This is a genomic window from Streptomyces sp. ADI96-02 (assembly GCF_003846185.1).
Classification (GTDB): domain Bacteria; phylum Actinomycetota; class Actinomycetes; order Streptomycetales; family Streptomycetaceae; genus Streptomyces.
Genome location: NZ_ML123034.1, coordinates 4160501 through 4180412, shown reverse-complemented (window position 1 = coordinate 4180412; position 19912 = coordinate 4160501). Strand labels below are relative to the sequence as shown.

Here is a 19912-nt window from a genome sequence, read left to right as displayed (position 1 = left end):
CCGGACACCACATGCTGACCCGCATCGAAGTCCACGGGTTCAAGAACCTCCTGGACCTGTCCATCGACTTCGGTCCTTTCACCTGCGTCGCCGGGGAGAACGGCACCGGCAAGTCGAACGTCTTCGACGCCATCCAGTTCCTCTCCCTGCTCGCCGACCAGTCGATGATGGAGGCGGCCCAGGAGGTCCGGGGCGTACACGGCGAGCGTCAGGACGACCCCCGCGACCTCTTCTGGAAGGGCTTCGCGCCTGGCAGTCACCGGATGCGGTTCGCCGCTGAGATGGTCGTACCTCTCAACACACAGGACGACTTCGGTCGTGCCGCGAAGGCCACCACCACTTTCCTGCGGTACGAACTGGAAGTCGGCTATCAGGAACCGTCCGGTCTCGACCGTTTCGGACGCTTGACCCTCCTCCACGAAACGCTGGCCCACATCACCAAGGGCAAGGCTCCGCAGCACCTCCGTTTCCCCCACAGCGCCAAGCACTTCCGTGACACCGTCATCCAGGGGCACCGCAGCGGCGCACCGTTCATCTCGACGACCACCGAGTCCGGTGAGTCGATCGTCAAGATTCACCAGGACGGTGGCAGCAGGGGCCAGCCCAAGCCGGCGGCGGCATCCCGCGCGCCTGCGACGGTCGTCTCGACCATCACCAGCAGTGACGACCCGACAATCCTCGCGGCTCGTCGTGAGATGCAGTCCTGGCGACGACTCGCCCTGGAACCCTCCGCTCTACGCAGGTCCGACCGGTACGTCGACCCGCACGTGATGGGTGCTGACGGCTCTCACCTGCCCGCAACACTTTTCCGCGTGGCCCACGACACTCCCGGCGCGGATCCCAGCCAGGTGTACGCCAGGGTCGCGGGACGCCTCTCGGACCTCACCGGAATCCACATCCGTGATCTGGATGTCGATCAGGACGAGGTCCGACAGCTCCTCACGGTCAATGTGCACGAAGTGGCTGGGATGACGCTGCCCGCGCGCAGCCTCTCCGAGGGCACGCTGCGTTTCCTGGCCCTGCGCGTTCTACTCGAAGACCCGTCCGTGCGGGGGCTGATCTGTATGGAGGAGCCCGAGAACGGCATCCACCCGGCGAACCTCAACGCCATGGTCGACCTGGTGCAGGACCTTGCCGTGGACCCTTCCGAAAAGCCCGGCGCAGACAACGCGTTCCGGCAGGTGCTGATCAATACGCATTCACCAGGGGTCGTGCAGCTCGTCGGCAACGAGGATCTTCTCTTCGCCGACACCCAAATCCACAGGAGCGAAACCGGCGCCCTGAACCGGGCACTGCGACTGCGTCCGCTGGCGGGGACTTGGCGGTCCGCGAAAGCAGCACGCGGTGCCTTCGTGACGAAGGCCGACATCCTGCCGTACCTCACGACACCCGTCGGAGCGCAGCTCACGCTGAGCGAGGGGATCACGTGACCTATCGCGTCCTGTTCATCGGAGAGGGCAGCAGCGACAACGGCCTCGTACCCCACGTCGAATCCATTGCCGTTCGCAAGGGGCTCGAGATCTCGGTCACCGTCCCCGACTTCGGTCTGCTCCGGCCGTCGACCGGACACTCCGTGCCGGGCAAACTGAGGGCGATCCGCGCACTCGGAGGAACCTACGACCTGGCTGTGGTGCGACGGGACGCCGACCGGGGCCTTGCCCAGGATCGGAGGGACGAGATCGAGGAAGCCGTGGACGCCGAGTGGCCTGGCCTCCAGCACGTCGCCGTGGTGCCCGTCCGCATGCTCGAAGCCTGGCTGCTCCTCGACGAAGAATGTCTGCGCCAGGTCGCCGAGAACCCTCGCGGCCGTGTCGGTCTTGATCTTCCCAAGGGCGTAGCGGCGGAAAAGGTCGCCGACCCGAAGCAACTCCTCAAAGACTCGCCGGCGCAGGCAAGCGAGTACAAGGGGCGCCGCCTCGCCCAGTTCCAGAAGCGCTTCTCTCAGCACCGGCTGCGCATGCTCGAACTCCTCGATCCCGAAGGTCCCGTTGCCTGTCTTCCGTCGTGGCAGGGTTTCGTCAAGGACCTCGACATCGCGTTCGACACCCTTGGTGGATGACCACCCCCTGCGTATCGGCTCCCCTGTCGTGTGCCTCCAGAAGGGGCCGGGTCTCCGGCGCCAACCGCCCTGACATCACACGTTCCAGCCCCTGAGGGTGCCGTGCGGCAGAGCGGACGGCGCACGCCGGTTGACGGCCTCTGCCGGGCGGGGCGGGCAACCGCGACAGCGCGGGGCGTGACCCGGTGGTCCGGCGCGGAGAGGGGCCGGCCAGTCCCGCATACAGCCCCGGCCCCGGCTCCCCTGCCGCTCAGCCCCGGACGCGGGCCCGGCGTGACATCACCGCGCGCAGCACCCGGCGGCCCTCCGTGGAGAGGTCGAGGGCCTTGCGCATGCCGGCGCCGCTGCCCGCCGTGCCGCCGCTCTCCGCGAGGATCTCCTGGATCTGGATCTGGCGCTGCAACTCCCCGGCGGCGAGCGGCCCCAGGGCCACGTCCTCGCCGGCGCGCGCGGCCTTCAGCAGGTGCGAGCGGTCCTGCACCGGGTCGCCGTCCGGGGCGTCGAACCGTTCGTGGAGCTCCAGGGCCACCAGGGAGCAGGCGTCGGCCCACTCCCGCAGCGGCGCGCGGTCGAAGTCGGACGGGGCCGCGCCCAGCATGGCGCGCACCACGGCGGCCGGGCCGTCGGCCACGGGCTCGTGCTCCATGGCGGTGCGGACGGCGGTGAGGCGCGCGGTCCAGTCCCGCCCGTGCTCGCTGCTCGCCCAGAGCGGGCGCAGCGGCTCGGGTCCGTCCGGCTCGGCCAGCAGCGGCAGGCAGCGGTCCAGGCAGGCCACGGCGCCGGCGGCCAGCGCTCTCTCGTCGGCGCGTTCGATCAGTTCCAGCAGACTCATCGGCGTCTCCCTCGGTTTACCGCGTACTGCGCCGACTGGCTGAATATCGTCACCGCCATCATGGCAGAACAGGGGATTCCGCGGGCCGTTGCGCACGAAAAACGCGGGGCCGTGGCCAAAAGGTGACCACGGCCCCGCGTTCGGGCCGGCCCGCGCCGGACCGGGGCGACGCGCCGCGCTCAGTCCACGCTGCCCGTGCGGGCGGCCAGTTGCTGGAACTGCGTCCAACTCAGCGCGGGCTTGCGCGGGTCCCAGAGCTTCTGCGAGGTCGCCACCAGCGGCATCCTGATGCCGTCGGCCACCTGCTGGGCGGTCTGGGCGTTCGCCAGGTCGCCCCAGACGGCGAACCGGCCGCCGAGGATCTGCGGCGAGTAGCGCTCCGCGACGGGCTGGGTTCCGCGCATCACCAGCGGCGTCCACTGCTCGTAGATGCGCCGGCCCGTCGGGTAGGTGAAGTCGTTGGGCTCGCCGAGCACGTAGTAGAGGAACTCGTCGTTGAGATTGAGCATTTTGTAGCCGGCGGCCAGGTACTCCTGCGGCGGGCGCGCGCCGATCTCCTTGCCGGTCCAGTACTCGATCTCGATGTCCTCGTCGGCCTTGATCTTCGTCTTGCGGAAGAGCCCGTCGTTCCACGCCTTGGCGGTCTTGCCCTTCGGGACGACGACGGCCGCGCGGTCGTTGAGCCAGCCGGTGGCCAGGTCCTCGATCGAGGCGTCGGGGCCGTACTTCTTCTCGGCGGCCCGCTGGAGCTGCGGGAAGGAGGAGGCGGGGTCGCGCACGGTGAGCGCCTGGTACTCGTCGGCCCCCAGGTGCCAGTACTTGCCGCCGAACAGCTCGGTGTACTCGTCCAGCAGCTCGTCGATCAGCTTGGCCGCTCCGGGCTTCGAGATGTCGATGGCCCCCTTCGACGGCACGCCCGCGGTGCTGCGGAGCTGGAGGTCGGGGTGGGCCAGCAGGATGGCGCCGAGGTGTCCGGGCGAGTCGATCTCCGGGACGACCTCGATGTGCCGGCTCGCGGCGAGGGCGACGATCCGGCGGACCTCGGCGCGGGTGAGGTGCTCGCGCGAGACGACCTCGGGGTGGGAGACCGACTCGATCCGGAAGCCCTGGTCGTCGGAGAAGTGCAGGCCGAGCTGGTTGAGCTTGAGGTCGCCCATCTCGCGTATTCGGTCCTCGATCCACGCCGCGCTGTAGTTCTTGCGGGCGGTGTCGAGGTTGAGGCCGCGCTGCGGGCGGTCGGGCCGGTCGTTGACCACGCCCTCGGGCACGGTGCGGTCGGCCTTGAGCGACTGCTTCAGCGTGCGGGTGCCGTAGAAGACCCCCGACTCGTCGGGGCCGGTGATCCGGACCATCCGGTCGCGGACGGTGAGCGTGTACGACTCGGCCGGGCCCTTGTCCTTGTCGCCGAGCGCCAGCTCGACGTCCCCGGCGCGCGGGGCCGCCGCTCCCCGGTAGCGGATCTTCAGCTCTCCGGCGAGCAGCCGCGCCTCGTCTGCGAGGACCTGGCTGCCCTTCGCGATGACGACCGTACTGCCCTGCCCCGGCCGCCAGCCGGGGCCGCGGGCGGCGGTGTGCTCGCGGACCGCCGGGATGGTGCTCGGCGCGCTGGAGAGGGCGTAGCTGCGGGACGGCGAGGGGGCGGCGGAGGTCCCGGCGGACGCCGGTTCGCCGGACGGGTTCCCGTCGGAGCCTTCCGGCCAGACGGCGACGGTGAGGACGGCGGCGGCCACGGCCGTGACGGCCGAGCCGGTGACGAGGGCACCACGCGTAGGCGACATCGGTCAGATTCCTCCGGATCTCCGGGCAAGGGCCTGGAACAGGTGAATAGGCTGAAAGATTGACATTTTTGCGGAGGATTCGCCCATCGGGGAGGTAATGACATTGAACAGGACTCGTTTCCGTGCAGGTCAGGCGTCCATCACGCGTTCCGAAACTCTCCCGTCCGGGTGATTTTTCGGCCATCCACCGGACGATCGCCGACCGATCTCGCTAGCGTTGCGGCACATTCGCCCCTCCCTTCACATCACACGCACCCCGCGCAACCACGATGCACACCCGTCCCTCTTCGGAGTCACACGGGCCCCTCATCAGGGTCACAGACGTCACGGAACCCAAGGAGTCCACGCTGTCCAGGTCCAGCGAGTCCCCCGCCGGGCCGCCGAAGCGATCCGCGCTCCAGGCCGGACGGCCGGCCATACCCGGGCAGCTCCGCCGCCCGGCGCTCGGAGCCGTCGCGGCGGGCCCGGCCGCCGCCCTGCCGCCGGGTGACCACACGGTCGGCCTCGCCCGCTTCAACGGCGCTCCCGCCGACGCCGCCGAGGCGGCCCTCCTGGAGTGCTGCGGCAGCCGCCGCTGGGCCCGTCGCATGGTCTCCCACCGCCCCTACCCCGATCTCGGCGCGCTCCTGGCCGCCTCCGACGAGGCAGGCTACGACCTGGCCCCCGAGGATGTCGCGGAGGCCCTGGCCGCCGAGCCGGCGACCTGCCTCCACCACGCCGCGCCCCGCGCCGCGCACCTGGCGCTGCGGGCCGCCCACGCGGCGTACGAGAGCCGTTTCGGCCACACTTTCGTGATCTGCCTGGCGGCCTGCCCGCCCTCCCAGCACGTGGACCAGGTACTGGCCGGCATCCGCCTCCGGCTGGCGCACGAGCCGGACGAGGAGCGCGCGGTGACGGCGGACGAGCTGCGCCGGCTCGTCCGGAGCCGCCTCGTCGAGCTGGTGGCGGACGACGGGGACGAGCCGGACGCGGCGGGCCCGGCCTGACCGACCGGACGCGGCGGGCCCGGCCTGACCGACCGGCCGTGCGCCGCCCGCGCGGAACGCCGCCCGGGGCCCTTGCCCCCGGATGCCCCGAGGCTGTGTTTCCGGCAGGCCCTAGGCCGTACGTGGCTGATTGATTGCCTCTTTGATCACACCGGAGGCCCCGGCGCGAACGAACCGACAATGCGTCGCTACGATGGCCGGGGCCGGTGGACCGTACCCGGCCGGGTCAGACCGACAGTCAAGCCGGCCGACCCCAATCCCCGCTCCCGGAGGGTTCTTCCGTGCCGGCTGGAACGCTGTACCGCGGCCGGGAAGGCATGTGGTCCTGGGTGGCTCATCGAGTCACCGGTGTCCTCATTTTCTTCTTCCTGTTCGTACATGTCCTGGACACCGCTCTCGTGCGCGTCTCCCCCGAGGCCTACGACGACGTCGTGGCCACATACAAGACGCCGCTCGTCGCCCTTCTCGAATACGGCCTGGTGGCCGCGATTCTCTTCCACGCGCTGAACGGTCTCCGGATCATCGCCGTGGACTTCTGGGCCAAGGGCCCGCGTCTCCAGAAGCAGATGCTCTGGACGGTCGTGGGCATCTGGATCGTGCTGATGGTCGGGGCCCTGTACCCCGTCCTCGGCCACGCCGTACGCGAAGTCTTCGGGAGCTGAGGCCCATGTCGAGCGAGACTACTTCCGCAGCCGCGATCGGCGACGTCGAGGGCGTGAGCCTGTACGACGTCGACCACCCGGCCCCGGTGATCGAGCCCCCGCGCAAGCGCACCGGCAAGACGCCCAAGGCGTCGCGCACCAACTTCGAGATGTACGCCTGGCTCTTCATGCGCCTGTCCGGCGTCGTCCTGGTCGTCCTCGTCATCGGCCACCTGCTGATCCAGCTGGTGCTCGACGGCGGCGTCTCCAAGATCGGCTTCGCCTTCGTGGCGGGCCGCTGGGCCTCGCCGTTCTGGCAGGTCTGGGACCTGGCGATGCTGTGGCTCGCCATGCTCCACGGCGCCAACGGCCTCCGTACGGTCATCAACGACTACGCCGAACGGGACAACACCCGCTTCTGGCTGAAGATGCTCCTGTACACCGCCACGGTGTTCACCGTCCTGCTGGGCACGCTGGTGATCTTCACCTTCGACCCGAACATCCGCTAGGCGCCGGGACAGAGGGACCAGAGGAAACCATGCAGATCCACAAGTACGACACCGTCATCGTCGGCGCAGGCGGCGCCGGCATGCGCGCGGCCATCGAGTCGACCAAGCGCAGCCGCACCGCCGTGCTGACGAAGCTCTACCCCACCCGCTCCCACACGGGCGCGGCGCAGGGCGGCATGGCCGCCGCGCTCGCCAACGTGGAGGAGGACAACTGGGAGTGGCACACCTTCGACACGGTCAAGGGCGGCGACTACCTGGTCGACCAGGACGCGGCCGAGATCCTGGCGAAGGAGGCCATCGACGCCGTCCTCGACCTGGAGAAGATGGGCCTGCCGTTCAACCGGACGCCCGAGGGCCGCATCGACCAGCGCCGCTTCGGCGGTCACACCCGCAGCCACGGCGAGGCCCCGGTCCGCCGGTCCTGCTACGCCGCGGACCGCACCGGCCACATGATCCTCCAGACGCTGTACCAGAACTGCGTCAAGGAGGGCGTGGAGTTCTTCAACGAGTTCTACGTCCTGGACCAGCTGATCACCGAGGTCGACGGGGTCAGGAAGTCCGCGGGCGTCGTGGCGTACGAGCTGGCGACCGGCGAGATCCACGTCTTCCAGGCGAAGTCGGTCATCTACGCCTCCGGCGGCACCGGCAAGTTCTTCAAGGTGACGTCCAACGCGCACACCCTGACCGGCGACGGCCAGGCCGCCTGCTACCGGCGCGGCCTGCCGCTGGAGGACATGGAGTTCTTCCAGTTCCACCCGACGGGCATCTGGCGCATGGGCATCCTGCTGACGGAGGGCGCCCGCGGTGAGGGCGGCATCCTCCGCAACAAGGACGGCGAGCGCTTCATGGAGAAGTACGCGCCGGTCATGAAGGACCTCGCGTCCCGTGACGTCGTCTCGCGCTCCATCTACACGGAGATCCGCGAGGGCCGCGGCTGCGGCCCCGCCGGCGACCACGTCTACCTCGACCTCACCCACCTGCCGCCGGAGCAGTTGGACGCCAAGCTCCCGGACATCACGGAGTTCGCGCGGACCTACCTCGGCATCGAGCCCTACACGGACCCGATCCCGATCCAGCCGACCGCGCACTACGCCATGGGCGGCATCCCGACCAACGTCGAGGGCGAGGTGCTGGCCGACAACACCACCGTCGTCCCGGGCCTGTACGCCGCCGGCGAGGTCGCCTGCGTCTCGGTGCACGGCGCCAACCGCCTGGGCACCAACTCGCTCCTCGACATCAACGTCTTCGGCAAGCGGTCGGGCATCGCGGCGGCCGAGTACGCCGTGAAGAACGACTTCGTCGAGCTGCCCGAGAACCCGGCCCAGCTCGTCGCCGACCAGGTCGAGCGGCTGCGGAACTCCACCGGCACCGAGCGCGTCGCGGCGCTGCGCCTGGAGCTCCAGGAGTGCATGGACGCCAACGTGATGGTGTTCCGCACCGAGCAGACGATCAAGACGGCCGTCGACAAGATCGCCGAGCTGCGCGAGCGCTACCTCCACGTGTCCATCCAGGACAAGGGCAAGCGGTTCAACACCGACCTGCTGGAGGCCGTCGAGCTGGGCAACCTGCTCGACCTGGCCGAGGTCATGGCGGTCTCCGCGCTCGCCCGCAAGGAGTCCCGCGGCGGTCACTACCGCGAGGACTACCCGAACCGCGACGACGTCAACTTCATGCGCCACACCATGGCGTACCGCGAGGTGGCCGCCGACGGCGCCGAGTCGATCCGGCTCGACTACAAGCCGGTCGTGACGACCCGCTACCAGCCGATGGAGCGTAAGTACTGATGGCTACCCCGACCCTGGACAAGATCGACAAGGCCGAGGCCGGCTTCGCCGACTCGCCCTTCATCACGGCCACGTTCCGGATCCGCCGCTTCAACCCGGAGGTCTCCGACGAGGCCCAGTGGCAGGACTTCCAGATCGAGATCGACCCGAAGGAGCGTGTCCTCGACGCCCTTCACAAGATCAAGTGGGAGCTCGACGGGACGCTGACGTTCCGCCGTTCCTGCGCCCACGGCATCTGCGGCTCCGACGCGATGCGGATCAACGGCAAGAACAGGCTCGCCTGCAAGACGCTGATCAAGGACATCAACCCGGACAAGCCGATCACGGTCGAGGCCATCAAGGGCCTCACGGTCCTCAAGGACCTCGTGGTCGACATGGACCCGTTCTTCCAGGCGTACCGCGACGTCATGCCCTTCCTCGTCACCAAGGGGAACGAGCCGACCCGCGAGCGGCTCCAGTCCGCCGAGGACCGCGAGCGCTTCGACGACACCACCAAGTGCATCCTGTGCGCCGCGTGCACGTCCTCGTGCCCGGTGTTCTGGAACGACGGCCAGTACTTCGGCCCGGCGGCGATCGTCAACGCGCACCGCTTCATCTTCGACTCGCGCGACGAGGCCGGCGAGCAGCGGCTGGAGATCCTCAACGACCGTGACGGCGTGTGGCGCTGCCGTACGACGTTCAACTGCACGGACGCCTGCCCGCGCGGCATCGAGGTCACCAAGGCGATCCAGGAAGTGAAGCGCGCGCTCATCACGCGCCGCTTCTGACCCTGCGGGCTCCGCCCGGCACACCGACAAGCCCCGTCCCCGCGGTCTCGGCACCGCGGCGGGCGGGGCTTCTCGCTGCGGCCGGGGAGGTCCGGGCGGTACGGTCGTGCGGAGCCGAGGACGAGCGCCGAGCACGGGCGTCCAGGACGAGCAGAGGATCGGGGATCCCATGAGCGAGCCGAATCCGTATCCGGGCGACGCGTACACGTGGGGACCTCCCCAGCAGCCCGGCCACCCGCCCACCGCCGGCTCCGGCGACCAGGGCTACGGCTGTCCCGCGTACGGAGCGGCACCCGCGTACGGCTACCCGCAGCCGCTGCCCGAGTCCGCCGCTCAGCCCGGCCCCGGCTACGGCGTGCCCGGTGCGGGCACCGTGCCGGTGCTGACGCTCGGCGACATCACCGTCATGAACGACTCGGTCGTCACCCCGTCCGGCACGCTGCCGCTCAAGGGCGCGGTGTGGACGGCGACGGACATGTCGCACACGGAGGAGCGGATCCCGCCGGTCGCGATCGTGCTGGCGATCGTCTTCGCGCTGCTGTGCCTGATCGGGCTGCTCTTCCTGCTGATGAAGGAGAAGAGGACGACCGGCTTCATCCAGGTCACGGTCACCAGCGGCGGCCGGTACCACGCCACGATGATCCCGGCGATGGGCCCGCACACCTTCCCCGGAGTCATGGGCCAGGTCAACGCGGCCCGCTCGATGAGCGCCTGAGCCTCCGAGGCCGAGGGGGGCCGGGGCCGCGCCCGGTTCGGGCGCACGGTCGCCGTCGGGCGTCCGGCGGGCGCCCCGATAGCCTGGGACCGTGGCGAAGGAAGCGAAGAACGCGCAGGAGAACCGGCCCGCCAAGGCGGCGAAGAGCGAGCAGACCCGCACGCTGATCCTCGAAACGGCACTGGCCCTCTTCGCCGAGCGGGGCTACGACCGGACGACCATGCGGGCCATCGCCCAGGAGGCCGGGGTCTCCGTCGGCAACGCCTACTACTACTTCTCCTCCAAGGAGCACCTGGTCCAGGGCTTCTACGACCGGATCGCCGCCGAGCACGCGGCGGCGGTCCGGCCCGTGCTGGAGGGCGATCCGGATCTGGCGGTGCGCATCCGGGGCGTACTGCTCGGCTGGCTCGACGTGGCGGAGCCGTATCACCGCTTCGCCGCCCAGTTCTTCAAGAACGCGGCCGACCCGGAGAGTCCGCTCTCCCCGTTCTCCCGGGACTCGGCGGCGGCCCGGGACGCGGCGATCTCCATCCACGCGCGGAGCCTGGCCGGCGCGAGCACCGGAAGCGATCCGGAACTGGCCCCGCTGCTCCCGGAGTTGCTGTGGCTGATGCAGATGGGCCTGGTGCTGTTCTGGGTGTACGACCGGTCCCCGGGCGCGGAGCGCAGCCGCCGGCTCGTCGAGCGCGTCGCGCCGATCGCCGCACGGGCGATCGCGCTGTCCCGCTTCCGGGTGCTGCGCCCGCTCGTGCGGCAGGTGCACGGGCTGCTGGTGGAGTTCATGCCGCAGCCGGCGGAGACCTCCGCGCCGGCCGCGCGGACGGCCGGCCCGAAGGACTGACCGGCCGGTCAGATCCAGCCCAGCTCCCACAGGCGCCACAGGCCCGTGCCGTCGGAGAGGTACTGCGATCCGGAGACGTCCGACGTGGCGATGACGTAGTCCTTCTTCTGCCACAGCGGCAGCAGCGGGACGTCCTCGCCGACCAGCTTCTGGAGGTCCTTGAAGTCGGACGAGGTCCGGCTGCGGTCGCTGAACTCCTGGGTGGCCGCGATCAGCCGGTCCATCGCCTTGCTGGAGTAGCCGCTGTGCAGGACGTTGCCGGTGCCGACGAGCGGCTGGCTGAACGTGTCGGAGTCCGGGAAGTCGGGGAGCCAGCCGACGGTGTAGGCGTCGTACTCACCGGCCGCGTAGCCCTTCTGGTACTCCGTCCACTCGACGGCCTTGACGGAGACCTTGAACAGGCCGTCCTTCTCCAGCTGCCGGCGGAGTTCGGCGGTCTCCTTCGTGTACGCGTCGTCGTCGCGGTAGGCGAACTCGACGGGCACCGGCGTCCGGACCCCGGCCTCCTGGAGGAGCCGCGCGGCGCGCTCCGGGTCGGGCGAGGGATAGGAGTCGAAGAACGGCGTGCTGTGCCCGATGTAGCCCTGCGGGATCAGCGAGTACAGCGGCTCGACGGTGCCCTTGTAGACGTCGCCGACCAGCGGTCCGCGGTCGATGAGGGCGGCGACGGCCTGGCGGACCTTCCTGCTCGCGAACGGGGAGCCCTCGCGGACGTTGAAGATGATGTTGCGGATCTCGGCGCTGTCCGCCTCGGTGACCCGCAGGTCCGGGTCGCCGAGGTTCAGCTCGGCCAGCCGCTCGGGGGGCAGCTGGCGGTGCGTGACGTCGACCTCGCCGCTGTTCCAGGCGGCCAGCAGCTCTTCGGAGCCCTTGTAGTAGCGGACGTCGACCGCGACGCCGGTCTTCTTCAGCGCGCCGCGGTACTTCGGGTTGGGCACCAGCTCGGCGCTGACGCCCGGCTGGTAGGACTTCAGGACGTACGGGCCGGAGCCGTCGACCTGGTTGCCCGGACGGAGCGCGTCCTGCGGGTACTCGGTCGAGTCGACGATCGCCCCGGCGCCGGTCGCGAGCTTCTGCGGGAAGGTCGCGTCCTTGGCGGACAGGTTGAAGGTGATGAGGCGGTCCTCGGTGACAACGCTGTCGAGGTTCGGGAAGAGAGCCGCGGGGCCGACATCCGCCTTGATCCTCAGCATGCGGTCGAAGGAGTACTTGACGTCGTCGGCGGTGATCTTCCGACCGTTGGAGAAGGTCAGGTCGTCCCGGAGCCTGCACTGGTACGTCTGGAGCTTCTGCCCGACGAAGCCGCAGCTCTCGGCGGCGTCCGGCTCCGGCAGGATCGCGCCGGAGCGGAAGGTCAGCAGCGACTGGTAGAGGTTGCTGTAGATCGCCCAGGAACCGGCGTCGTACGCGCCGGCCGGGTCCAGAGCGGTGACCTCGTCCGAGGTCCCGACGGTGATCGCGTCGGTCTTCGCCTCCCCCGACGGGAGCAGTTGCCAGGCGACGACGCCTGCGATGACCAATACCGCGAGTATCGCGAGAATCCGAACCCGGACCGACCGCATTGCCGTGCTCTCCCTTGCCAGCCCCACCCCGGCCGCTGTGCGCGCAAACGCGCACGACCGCCGCACGTTTGGGCTCAGCCAATCACACGATTTTCACATCTGGAAGAGCAAAGGGGGCGCTCACGGCCTTTTGTTCGACACGTCCGACCAAGCCTGTCCGAAAAGGGCGTTTCCGGCTTCTCACCTGCTGCTTTTCGTCGCTCAGGGTGAGTCGTCCGTGCCGTATTCACGACGACGGACCGGTCGTTCGAGCGTCGTTCCAAAGGTTGCGGACGGCGCCTACGCCTGACGGGACGCCAGTTGTACGACGGTGATGTCGGACTCGGCGCCGACGCGCACGGGCGGACCCCAGGCGCCCGCGCCGCGGGAGACGAAGAGCTGCGTGTCGCCGTAGCGTTCGAGGCCGGCGACGGTCGGGTTGGCGAGCTCGGCGAGGTAGTTGCCGGGCCAGAGCTGGCCGCCGTGCGTGTGGCCGGAGAGCTGGAGGTCCACGCCGTGCTCGACGGCGTCGTGGATGACGACGGGCTGGTGCGCGAGGAGCACCGAGGCGCGTGTGCGGTCCCGGTCGCCGAGGGCGCGCTGGAAGTCGGGCCCCTGGCCCTCGGTCTCGCCCGCCACGTCGTTGACGCCGGCCAGGTCGAAGCCGGCGATCTCCACCCGGGCGTTCTCCAGCGGGTGCAGGCCCAGCTCGCGGACGTGGTCGATCCACTGTGCGGCGCCGGAGTAGTACTCGTGGTTGCCGGTGACGAAGAAGCTGCCGTGCCGCGCCCGCAGGTCGGCCAGGGGCTCGGCGGCCCGGCCGAGGTCGGCGACGGTCCCGTCGACGAGGTCGCCGACGACCGCGACCAGGTCGGGCGAGGTGGAGTTGATCGCGTCGACGATGCGGCGGGTGTGGGAGCGGCCGAGGGTCGGGCCGAGGTGGATGTCGCTGACCACGGCGATCCGGAAGCCGTGCGCGGCGCGGGGCAGCTTGGCGAGGGGCACGGTGATGCGTTTGACGCTCGGCCCGTTCAGCACGCCGTACGCGCCGCCGCCGACGGTGGAGAGCCCGGCGACGGCGGCGGCCCCGCCGACGATCCGGGAGACGAACAGCCGCCGGGAGGGGCCGGTGGCGGTGGCCCCCGCGGGTGTGTCCGAGCCGGGGCCCGTGCCGGAGCCCGTGCCCGGCACCGGTTCCTCGGCCTGGGACGGGCCGCCGCTCGGCGCGGGGGCGGTCGCGACGGCGGTTCCGGCCGAGGGCTCGGCGGACGTCCCGGCGGGCGTTCCGGCCGACGTTCCGACCGGCGCCGCGGCGGGCGCTCCGGCCGGGGTTCCGGCGGGTATTCCGGCCGGGGCCGCGGACGCGCCGTTCCGGGCCCGCCGGGCGAGGAACCGGGTCAGCAGCGGACGTACGGCCTCGCCCACCAGCAGGGCCAGCGTCAGGTACAGCAGCGCGGCCAGCCACAGGAAGCCCGGCCAGGCCAGCACCTGCTGGAGCCAGAAGGGAGCGCCGATCCGGCCCGAGGCCAGGGCCCCGACGCTCAGCAGCGGCAGGACGAAGGCGGCGACGGTGCCCACCCGGCGCAGCGGGCTGCCCGGCGCCGTGGTGTCACCGACGAAACGACGCCACACGTAGCGGTGCACGGCTGCGAGCACCGCCAGCACCACGATCGCCACCACGGCGGATACCACTGCCATCACTGCTTACCCACGTTCCTGTCGTCAACCGCGCTCGTTGCGCAAAGCCCGGACACCGCGCAACCCGATGACGCCGACGGCCGTCCCCAGAAGAAAGGACGTGATGGCGAGCAGCAGATGCACCCAGAAGTATCCCGTGGGCTCACCCGCGTCGTCGAACGCCAGCCCGCTGCCGTCCTGCCACAGGTTCTTGACGAAAGTGATCCAGATGAACCAGCTCCACACCCCGAACACGAGCAGGAACCAGGAGACGGGGCGGCTGAGCTTCATGGATCCAGTATCGCCGCCGCCTTCCGGGCCGGTCGTCCGGGGTGGGGTGGCGGAGCCGGGAGGCGACGCGGTGCGGGCTGCGTCGCGCACAGGGCTGTCCCGGCGGTCCCTGCGGCGGGTCCGGCGGTCCGGATCCCCATCACTATCTTCGCCCTGTACGTTTCCGACCGTGTCTGCTCTGAAGAAGATCGCTATGACGGTCACCTCCGCCGCATTGTTGTCCGTTTTTGTCCTCAATCCCGCAGTGGCGGCCGACAAGGACAAGGCCGACGACAAACAGCCGAAGCCGCCGAACGCGATGTCGAGCCTCGGCGGGGAGCAGCTCGCCAAAGCGGGCACCCAGGTCAATCTGGGCCCCGGCGCACCGGTGCTGCCCAAGGAGCTGTCGGGCCGCTCGTGGATCGTGGCGGACGCGGAGAGCGGGGACGTGCTGGCGGCGCACAACGCGCACTGGCGGCTGCCGCCCGCCTCGACGCTGAAGATGCTCTTCGCGGACACCGTGCTGCCGGCGCTCCAGCCGACCACCCTGACCCACACGGTGCGCGAGAGCGAGCTGTCCGGAGTCGGCGAGGGCAGCAGCCTGGTGGGCGTCAAGGAGGACCACACGTACACGGTCCACGACCTGTGGCTCGGGGTCTTCCTGCGCTCCGGCAACGACGCGGTGCACGTGCTGTCGGAGATGTACGGAGGCATCCCGAAGACCGTGGAGGCCATGCAAAAGCACGCCGAGGAGCTTCAGGCGCTGGACACGAAGGTGATCTCGCCGGACGGGTACGACGCCCCGGGCCAGGTCTCCAGCGCCTACGACCTCACGCTGATCGCGCGCAGCGGCCTCCAGAAGAAGGACTTCCGCGAGTACGCCGCGACGGCCTCCGCCGACTTCCCCGGCGACGAGAAGGAGGGGAAGAAGCGCGAGACCTTCGAGATCCAGAACACCAACCGGCTGATCACCGGGGACATCGGCGTCGATCCCTACCGGGGCATCGCCGGGGTCAAGAACGGCTACACCACGCACGCGGGCAACACCTTCACCGGCGTGGCCGAGCGCAACGGCCGAGTGCTGCTGGTAACCGTGATGAACCCGTCGGCGGAGGAGAGCCACGCCGTCTACAAGGAGGCGGCCAACCTGCTCGACTGGGGTTTCGCCGCGAGCGGCAAGGTGACCCCGGTCGGCGAGCTGGTACCGCCGAAGTCGGTGGACACCGGCATCGGCGGCAAGGGATCGCAGCAGACGGCCGGCGCGGACCGGGGCGCCGGGGACCCGGCGAAGGCCACGCACGCGTCCACGGGCTCCGGCTCCAGCGGGGTCGGCATCGCGCTGGCCGTCGCCGGCGGAGTGCTGGTGGCGCTGGCCGGCGCGGTGTTCCTGGTCAACCGGCGCTGGCCGCTGCCCGACCTGGTGCGCCGCCTCCCCCGCCGCTGACCGCCCGGGTGGAGCCGCCGGAAGCACCGCCCGGCGCTCCGGCGGCTCCGCCGCCGTCCGGACCGGCGGCCCCGCCGTCCGCCGTCTCGCCCCTGGACCGGGTGGCCGTCCAGGCGGCGCAGAACAGCAGCAGCTTGGCGGTGAGGTTGATCCACAGGAGCAGGGCGATCGGCACGCCGAACGCGCCGTACATGCTCTTGCCCGCGACGCCCTTGATGTAGCTGCCGAGGAGCAGCTTGAGCAGTTCGAAGCCGACCGCGCCCAGCAGGGCCGCGACGACCAGCCGGCGGCGGGGCGGCTCCACTCCGGGCAGCAGGGTCAGCAGGTAGAGCATCAGCAGGAAGTCGGCGAGGACGGCCACCACCAGGGCGGCGATCTGGAGCAGCACGCCGCCCGCACCGCCCTCCGGGATGCCGATCCGGTCGGCGCTCCAGCCGACGGCCGTCGAGCCGGCGGTGGAGACGGCGAGCGTGGCGAGCGCCGCGCCGCCGAGGCCGACCAGCAGCACGGCGTCCTTCACCTTGGCGACGACCGGGTTGGCCTCCTGGACGTCGTCCAGTTCCCAGACCGCGCGCAGGCATTCGCGCATCGAGCCGACCCAGCCGATGCCGGTGAACAGCAGCAGCGCGCCCGCGACGAGTCCGACCGTGCCCGCGTTGGCCACCAGGCCGTCGATGCCGAGCTGGTCGGAGATGCCGGGCACCTGCTCGGCGATCTTCTCCTTGATGGTGTCCAACTGCTTGTCCGTCAGCAGCGCGGCGGCGATCGCCGCGCCCACCGCGATCAGCGGGAACAGCGCGAGGAAGCTGATGAAGGTGATCGCGGCGGCGAGCCTGGCCCAGTGGACCCGCTCCAGCGTCTCGTAGGAACGCCAGGCGTGCGTCTCCATCAGCCGGGAGACGAGGGGCCCGACCACGGGGAGTTTTCTGAGCCAGTCCATGACGTACGCGTACCCTCCTGGGCCCGGAACACCAGCGGCCCGCACGGGGACTCTTCCGGACCTTTCGGACAGAACTCCACCTCGTCCCGCTGACACTCTCCCCATCACCCCTTCCGGTGAGTCCTGTAACAAATGCCTCAAATGGGTTTTGCCGGGCGATACGGTCACCGTCATGTCCGTCGACACGGTGTCCTTGACCGGCCGGGGCCGCACCGCCCCGACGACCGCCGTCCGGTTCCGCCCCGGCGGTGACGCGGAGGCGGCTGCCGTCGTCCGCGGTCGGGGTCCGCGCGGGGCCATCGCCCGCGGGCTGGGCCGCTCGCCCGGCGACGCGGCGCAGAACGCGGGCGGTTCGGTCCTCGACATGACGGGCCTGGACCGGATCGGCTCCGTCGACGAGGCGGCCGGCACGGTCCGCTGCGACGCGGGGGTGGGTCTGGAGCGGCTGCTGCGGGTGCTGCTGCCGCTCGGCTGGTGCCTGCCGGTCGTGCCCGGGACGGGCCGGATCACCGTCGGCGGGGCCGTCGCCTCCGACGTGCACGGCCGCGACCACCGCGTCAGCGGCTCCTTCTGCCGCCACGTCGGCGCGCTGGACCTGCTCACCGCCGACGGCGAGGTGCGTACGGTGCTGCCGGGCACCGCCCTCTTCGACGCGACCGCCGGCGGCCTGGGGCTGACCGGGGTGGTGCTGCGCGCCACGCTCCGGCTGCGCCGCGTCGCCACCCCGCTGATGGCCGTCTCGACGGAGCGGGCCCGGGACCTGGACGACCTGCTGGACCGCTTCACCGCGGGCGGCGACCGCGCGCCGTACGCCTCCGCCTGGATCGACCTGCTCGCGCGGGGCGGGGCGACCGGGCGCGGCGTGCTCACGCGCGGGGAGCACGCGCGCCCCGACATGCTCCCGGCGCACGCCCGGCGCACATGGCGCGCACCGCGCCCGGCGCTCCCGCCTCTCCCAGCCCTCCCTGCGCTCCCAGCCCTCCCGGCGCGGGTGAGCGCGCTGCCCGCCGCGGTCCCCGCGTTCCTGCCGGGCGGGCTGCTCGGCCGCGCTCCGGCCTCGGTGCTCAACGAACTCCGCTACCGCGGCGCGGTGCTGTCGCGGGGCGTCGAGCTGCGGTCGGTACCGGCGTTCTTCCACACGGCGGACGCCCTCCCGGACTGGAGCCGGCCGTACGCCCGCGGCGGCTTCGTGCGCTACCAGTGCCTCGTCCCGTACGGCCAGGAGGAGGCGCTGCACCGCGTGGTGCGGCGGATCTCGGCGCAGCGGAGCCCCGCCGTCCGGGCCGTGCTCCAGCGGCTCGGCGCACCGGGCCCGGGGCCGCTCTCCTTCGCCGCGGCCGGCTGGACGCTGGCGCTGGACCTGCCCGCCGGCCCGCCCGCCCACCCGGCCCGCCTGCTCGACGCCCTGGACGAGGAGGTGGCGGCCGTCGGCGGCCGGGTCTGCCTGGCGGAGGACTCCCGGATGCGCCCGGAGACGGCGGCGGCGATGTATCCCGGGCTGGAGACCTTCCGGGCGCTGCGCGCGGAGCTGGACCCGACGGAGGCGTTCCGGTCCGACCTCTCCCGCAGGCTCGCCCTCTGACCGGAGCCCTCACGGGCCCCGCCCCCCGCCCGGCCTCCCGACTCCGCCCGTCCCATTCCGCCCCGCCCCGCCCCACCCGTTCCCCGAACAGGAGTGTTCCGTGAAGGACGCCTTCGGTGCCCCGCAGTCCCTGCTCGTCCTCGGCGGCACCTCGGAGATCGCGCTGGCCACCGCGCGCCGCCTGATCGCCCTGCGCACCCGTACCGTCTGGCTGGCCGGCCGCCCCTCCCCCGCCCTGGACGAGGCCGCCGCCGAGCTTCGGGGCCGCGGGGCCCAGGTCCGTACGGTCGCGTTCGACGCCCTGGACTGCGCCGGGCACGAGGACGCGCTCGGCAAGGTCTTCGCGGAGGGGGACGTCGACGTGGTGCTGATGGCGTTCGGGATCCAGGGCGACCAGGCGCGCGACGAGGAGGATCCGCAGGCCGCCGCGCGCGTGGCGCAGACCAACTACACGGGGGCGGTCTCCGCCGGGCTGGTGTGCGCCGGAGCGCTCCAGGCGCAGGGGCACGGTTCGCTGGTGGTGCTGTCCTCGGTGGCCGGGGAGCGGGCCCGGCGGGCCGATTTCATCTACGGATCGAGCAAGGCGGGCCTGGACGCGTTCGCGCAGGGGCTCGGCGACGCGCTCCAGGGCACCGGGGTCCAGGTGATGGTCGTACGGCCCGGCTTCGTCCGCACCCGGGCCACGGCGGGGCTGCCGGAGCAGCCGCTCGCCACCACGCCCCAGGCGGTCGCGGCGGCGATCGTGACGGGGCTGCGCAGGCGCTCGGAGACGGTGTGGGTGCCCGGTTCGCTGCGGGTGGTGATGTCGGCGCTGCGGCACGTGCCGCGCCCGCTGTTCCGGCGGCTGCCGGTGTGAGGCGGGGCGCGGGTCCCGGCGACCGCCGGTCCGGGACGGACCCCGGCGGTCAGGGGCGCAGCGAGGGCGCGTCGACGGAGTAGCCGCCCTGGGCCGGGACGGCGGGGGTGCCGCCCCCGGCCCCGAACGGGAACTCGTTGATCTTGCGCCAGACCGCGTCCGCGCCCTGCTCGTACAGCGCGAAGGAGCCGCAGGTCCAGGCCGCCTCGTAGTCCGAGAGCTCCTCGTAGGCCCGGTCCATGGCCTCCTCGGAGATGCCGTGCGCGACGGTGACGTGCGGGTGGTACGGGAACTGGAGCTCGCGCACCAGCGGCCCGGAGGCGTCCCGGACCCGCTTCTGGAGCCAGGAGCAGGCCGAGGCGCCCTCGACGACCTGTACGAAGACCACCGGCGAGAGCGGCCGGAAGGTGCCGGTTCCCGACAGCCGCATCGGGAACGGCCGCCCGGCCGTGGCGATCCGCTCCAGGTGGGCCTCGATCGCGGGCAGGTCGGCCGCCTGCGCCTCGGTCGGCGGGAGCAGGGTGACGTGGGTGGGAATGCCGAAGGCGGCAGGGTCCCCGAAGCTCGCGCGCCGCTCCTGGAGCAGGCTGCCGTAGGGCTCCGGGACCGCGATCGAAACGCCGAGCGTTACGGTCCCCACGTCGTTCTCCTCGTCGTCGAAGGGCGGTTTTCGGTCGCCGCCGCAAGTGT

At 71.3% G+C, this 19912-nt stretch carries 19 protein-coding genes; 12 read left to right on the top strand and 7 right to left on the bottom strand.

The window, feature by feature from the left end; all coding sequences use genetic code 11:
* Window positions 1–11 precede the first annotated feature (11 nt).
* Both EES43_RS18510 and EES43_RS18505 read left to right on the top strand, forming a co-directional pair.
* On the top strand, window positions 12–1430 hold the full coding sequence (locus EES43_RS18510) for an AAA family ATPase (RefSeq protein WP_124269725.1): 1419 nt from the start codon (window positions 12–14) through the stop codon (window positions 1428–1430).
* Window positions 1427–2059 (top strand): DUF4276 family protein, encoded by a 633-nt coding sequence (locus EES43_RS18505; protein ID WP_124269724.1) that lies wholly within the window; start codon window positions 1427–1429, stop codon window positions 2057–2059. The genes EES43_RS18510 and EES43_RS18505 overlap by 4 nt, the downstream gene beginning before the upstream one ends.
* 250 nt (window positions 2060–2309) lie before the next feature.
* On the opposite strand, the gene EES43_RS18500 is transcribed toward EES43_RS18505, so the two are convergent.
* The gene (locus EES43_RS18500) at window positions 2310–2891 is read right to left on the bottom strand and encodes a hypothetical protein (RefSeq protein ID WP_124269723.1); all 582 of its coding nucleotides are present in this window, start codon (window positions 2889–2891) and stop codon (window positions 2310–2312) included.
* Window positions 2892–3070: 179 nt separating this feature from the next.
* Window positions 3071–4669 (bottom strand): family 20 glycosylhydrolase, encoded by a 1599-nt coding sequence (locus EES43_RS18495; RefSeq protein ID WP_124269722.1) that lies wholly within the window; start codon window positions 4667–4669, stop codon window positions 3071–3073.
* Window positions 4670–5145: 476 nt separating this feature from the next.
* Here EES43_RS18495 and EES43_RS18490 point away from each other — a divergent pair, with 476 nt between their 5' ends.
* From EES43_RS18490 to EES43_RS18460, 7 genes are all read left to right on the top strand, one after another.
* On the top strand, window positions 5146–5655 hold the full coding sequence (locus EES43_RS18490; protein WP_124272052.1) for a 2-oxo-4-hydroxy-4-carboxy-5-ureidoimidazoline decarboxylase: 510 nt from the start codon (window positions 5146–5148) through the stop codon (window positions 5653–5655).
* Between the two features lie 281 nt (window positions 5656–5936).
* Complete coding sequence (gene sdhC / locus EES43_RS18485) at window positions 5937–6317, top strand: succinate dehydrogenase, cytochrome b556 subunit (protein ID WP_124269721.1); 381 nt, start codon at window positions 5937–5939, stop codon at window positions 6315–6317.
* A gap of 5 nt (window positions 6318–6322) precedes the next feature.
* Entirely contained in the window at window positions 6323–6805 is a 483-nt protein-coding gene (locus EES43_RS18480) for a succinate dehydrogenase hydrophobic membrane anchor subunit (RefSeq protein WP_124269720.1), read from the top strand.
* Window positions 6806–6834: 29 nt separating this feature from the next.
* The gene (gene sdhA / locus EES43_RS18475) at window positions 6835–8589 is read left to right on the top strand and encodes a succinate dehydrogenase flavoprotein subunit (protein ID WP_124269719.1); all 1755 of its coding nucleotides are present in this window, start codon (window positions 6835–6837) and stop codon (window positions 8587–8589) included.
* Window positions 8589–9356, top strand: a complete 768-nt coding sequence (locus EES43_RS18470) for a succinate dehydrogenase iron-sulfur subunit (protein WP_124269718.1) — start codon at window positions 8589–8591, stop codon at window positions 9354–9356. The genes sdhA and EES43_RS18470 overlap by 1 nt, the downstream gene beginning before the upstream one ends.
* A 169-nt stretch (window positions 9357–9525) precedes the next feature.
* Window positions 9526–10071, top strand: coding sequence for a hypothetical protein (locus EES43_RS18465; protein WP_124269717.1), 546 nt, complete (start codon window positions 9526–9528; stop codon window positions 10069–10071).
* A gap of 91 nt (window positions 10072–10162) precedes the next feature.
* A complete protein-coding gene (locus EES43_RS18460) occupies window positions 10163–10912 on the top strand; it encodes a TetR/AcrR family transcriptional regulator (RefSeq protein WP_124269716.1) in 750 nt (249 codons plus the stop codon).
* An 8-nt stretch (window positions 10913–10920) separates the two neighbouring features.
* On the opposite strand, the gene EES43_RS18455 is transcribed toward EES43_RS18460, so the two are convergent.
* The 3 genes from EES43_RS18455 to EES43_RS31450 form a co-directional block, all read right to left on the bottom strand.
* Entirely contained in the window at window positions 10921–12474 is a 1554-nt protein-coding gene (locus EES43_RS18455) for an ABC transporter substrate-binding protein (protein WP_124269715.1), read from the bottom strand.
* A gap of 279 nt (window positions 12475–12753) precedes the next feature.
* Window positions 12754–14145: a metallophosphoesterase gene (locus tag EES43_RS18450; protein WP_124272051.1), complete on the bottom strand. Its 1392-nt coding sequence runs from the start codon at window positions 14143–14145 to the stop codon at window positions 12754–12756.
* A gap of 30 nt (window positions 14146–14175) precedes the next feature.
* Window positions 14176–14421 carry an SCO4848 family membrane protein gene (locus EES43_RS31450; RefSeq protein WP_241192469.1) on the bottom strand — a complete coding sequence of 82 codons (246 nt, stop codon included), beginning with the start codon at window positions 14419–14421 and terminating at the stop codon, window positions 14176–14178.
* Between the two features lie 169 nt (window positions 14422–14590).
* Here EES43_RS31450 and EES43_RS18445 point away from each other — a divergent pair, with 169 nt between their 5' ends.
* Complete coding sequence (locus EES43_RS18445; RefSeq protein ID WP_241192468.1) at window positions 14591–15844, top strand: D-alanyl-D-alanine carboxypeptidase family protein; 1254 nt, start codon at window positions 14591–14593, stop codon at window positions 15842–15844.
* Here EES43_RS18445 and EES43_RS18440 read toward each other — a convergent pair.
* Window positions 15792–16784 (bottom strand): YihY/virulence factor BrkB family protein, encoded by a 993-nt coding sequence (locus tag EES43_RS18440; protein ID WP_124269713.1) that lies wholly within the window; start codon window positions 16782–16784, stop codon window positions 15792–15794. The two genes, EES43_RS18445 and EES43_RS18440, sit on opposite strands and share 53 nt — an antisense overlap.
* A 172-nt stretch (window positions 16785–16956) precedes the next feature.
* Here EES43_RS18440 and EES43_RS18435 point away from each other — a divergent pair, with 172 nt between their 5' ends.
* Together EES43_RS18435 and EES43_RS18430 are read left to right on the top strand one after the other, a co-directional pair.
* The gene (locus EES43_RS18435; RefSeq protein ID WP_124269712.1) at window positions 16957–18366 is read left to right on the top strand and encodes an FAD-binding oxidoreductase; all 1410 of its coding nucleotides are present in this window, start codon (window positions 16957–16959) and stop codon (window positions 18364–18366) included.
* 100 nt (window positions 18367–18466) lie between these two features.
* Window positions 18467–19222: a decaprenylphospho-beta-D-erythro-pentofuranosid-2-ulose 2-reductase gene (locus EES43_RS18430; protein WP_124269711.1), complete on the top strand. Its 756-nt coding sequence runs from the start codon at window positions 18467–18469 to the stop codon at window positions 19220–19222.
* Between the two features lie 49 nt (window positions 19223–19271).
* Here EES43_RS18430 and EES43_RS18425 read toward each other — a convergent pair whose 3' ends face one another.
* Window positions 19272–19862, bottom strand: coding sequence for a 2'-5' RNA ligase family protein (locus EES43_RS18425; RefSeq protein WP_124269710.1), 591 nt, complete (start codon window positions 19860–19862; stop codon window positions 19272–19274).
* Window positions 19863–19912: the final 50 nt, after the last annotated feature.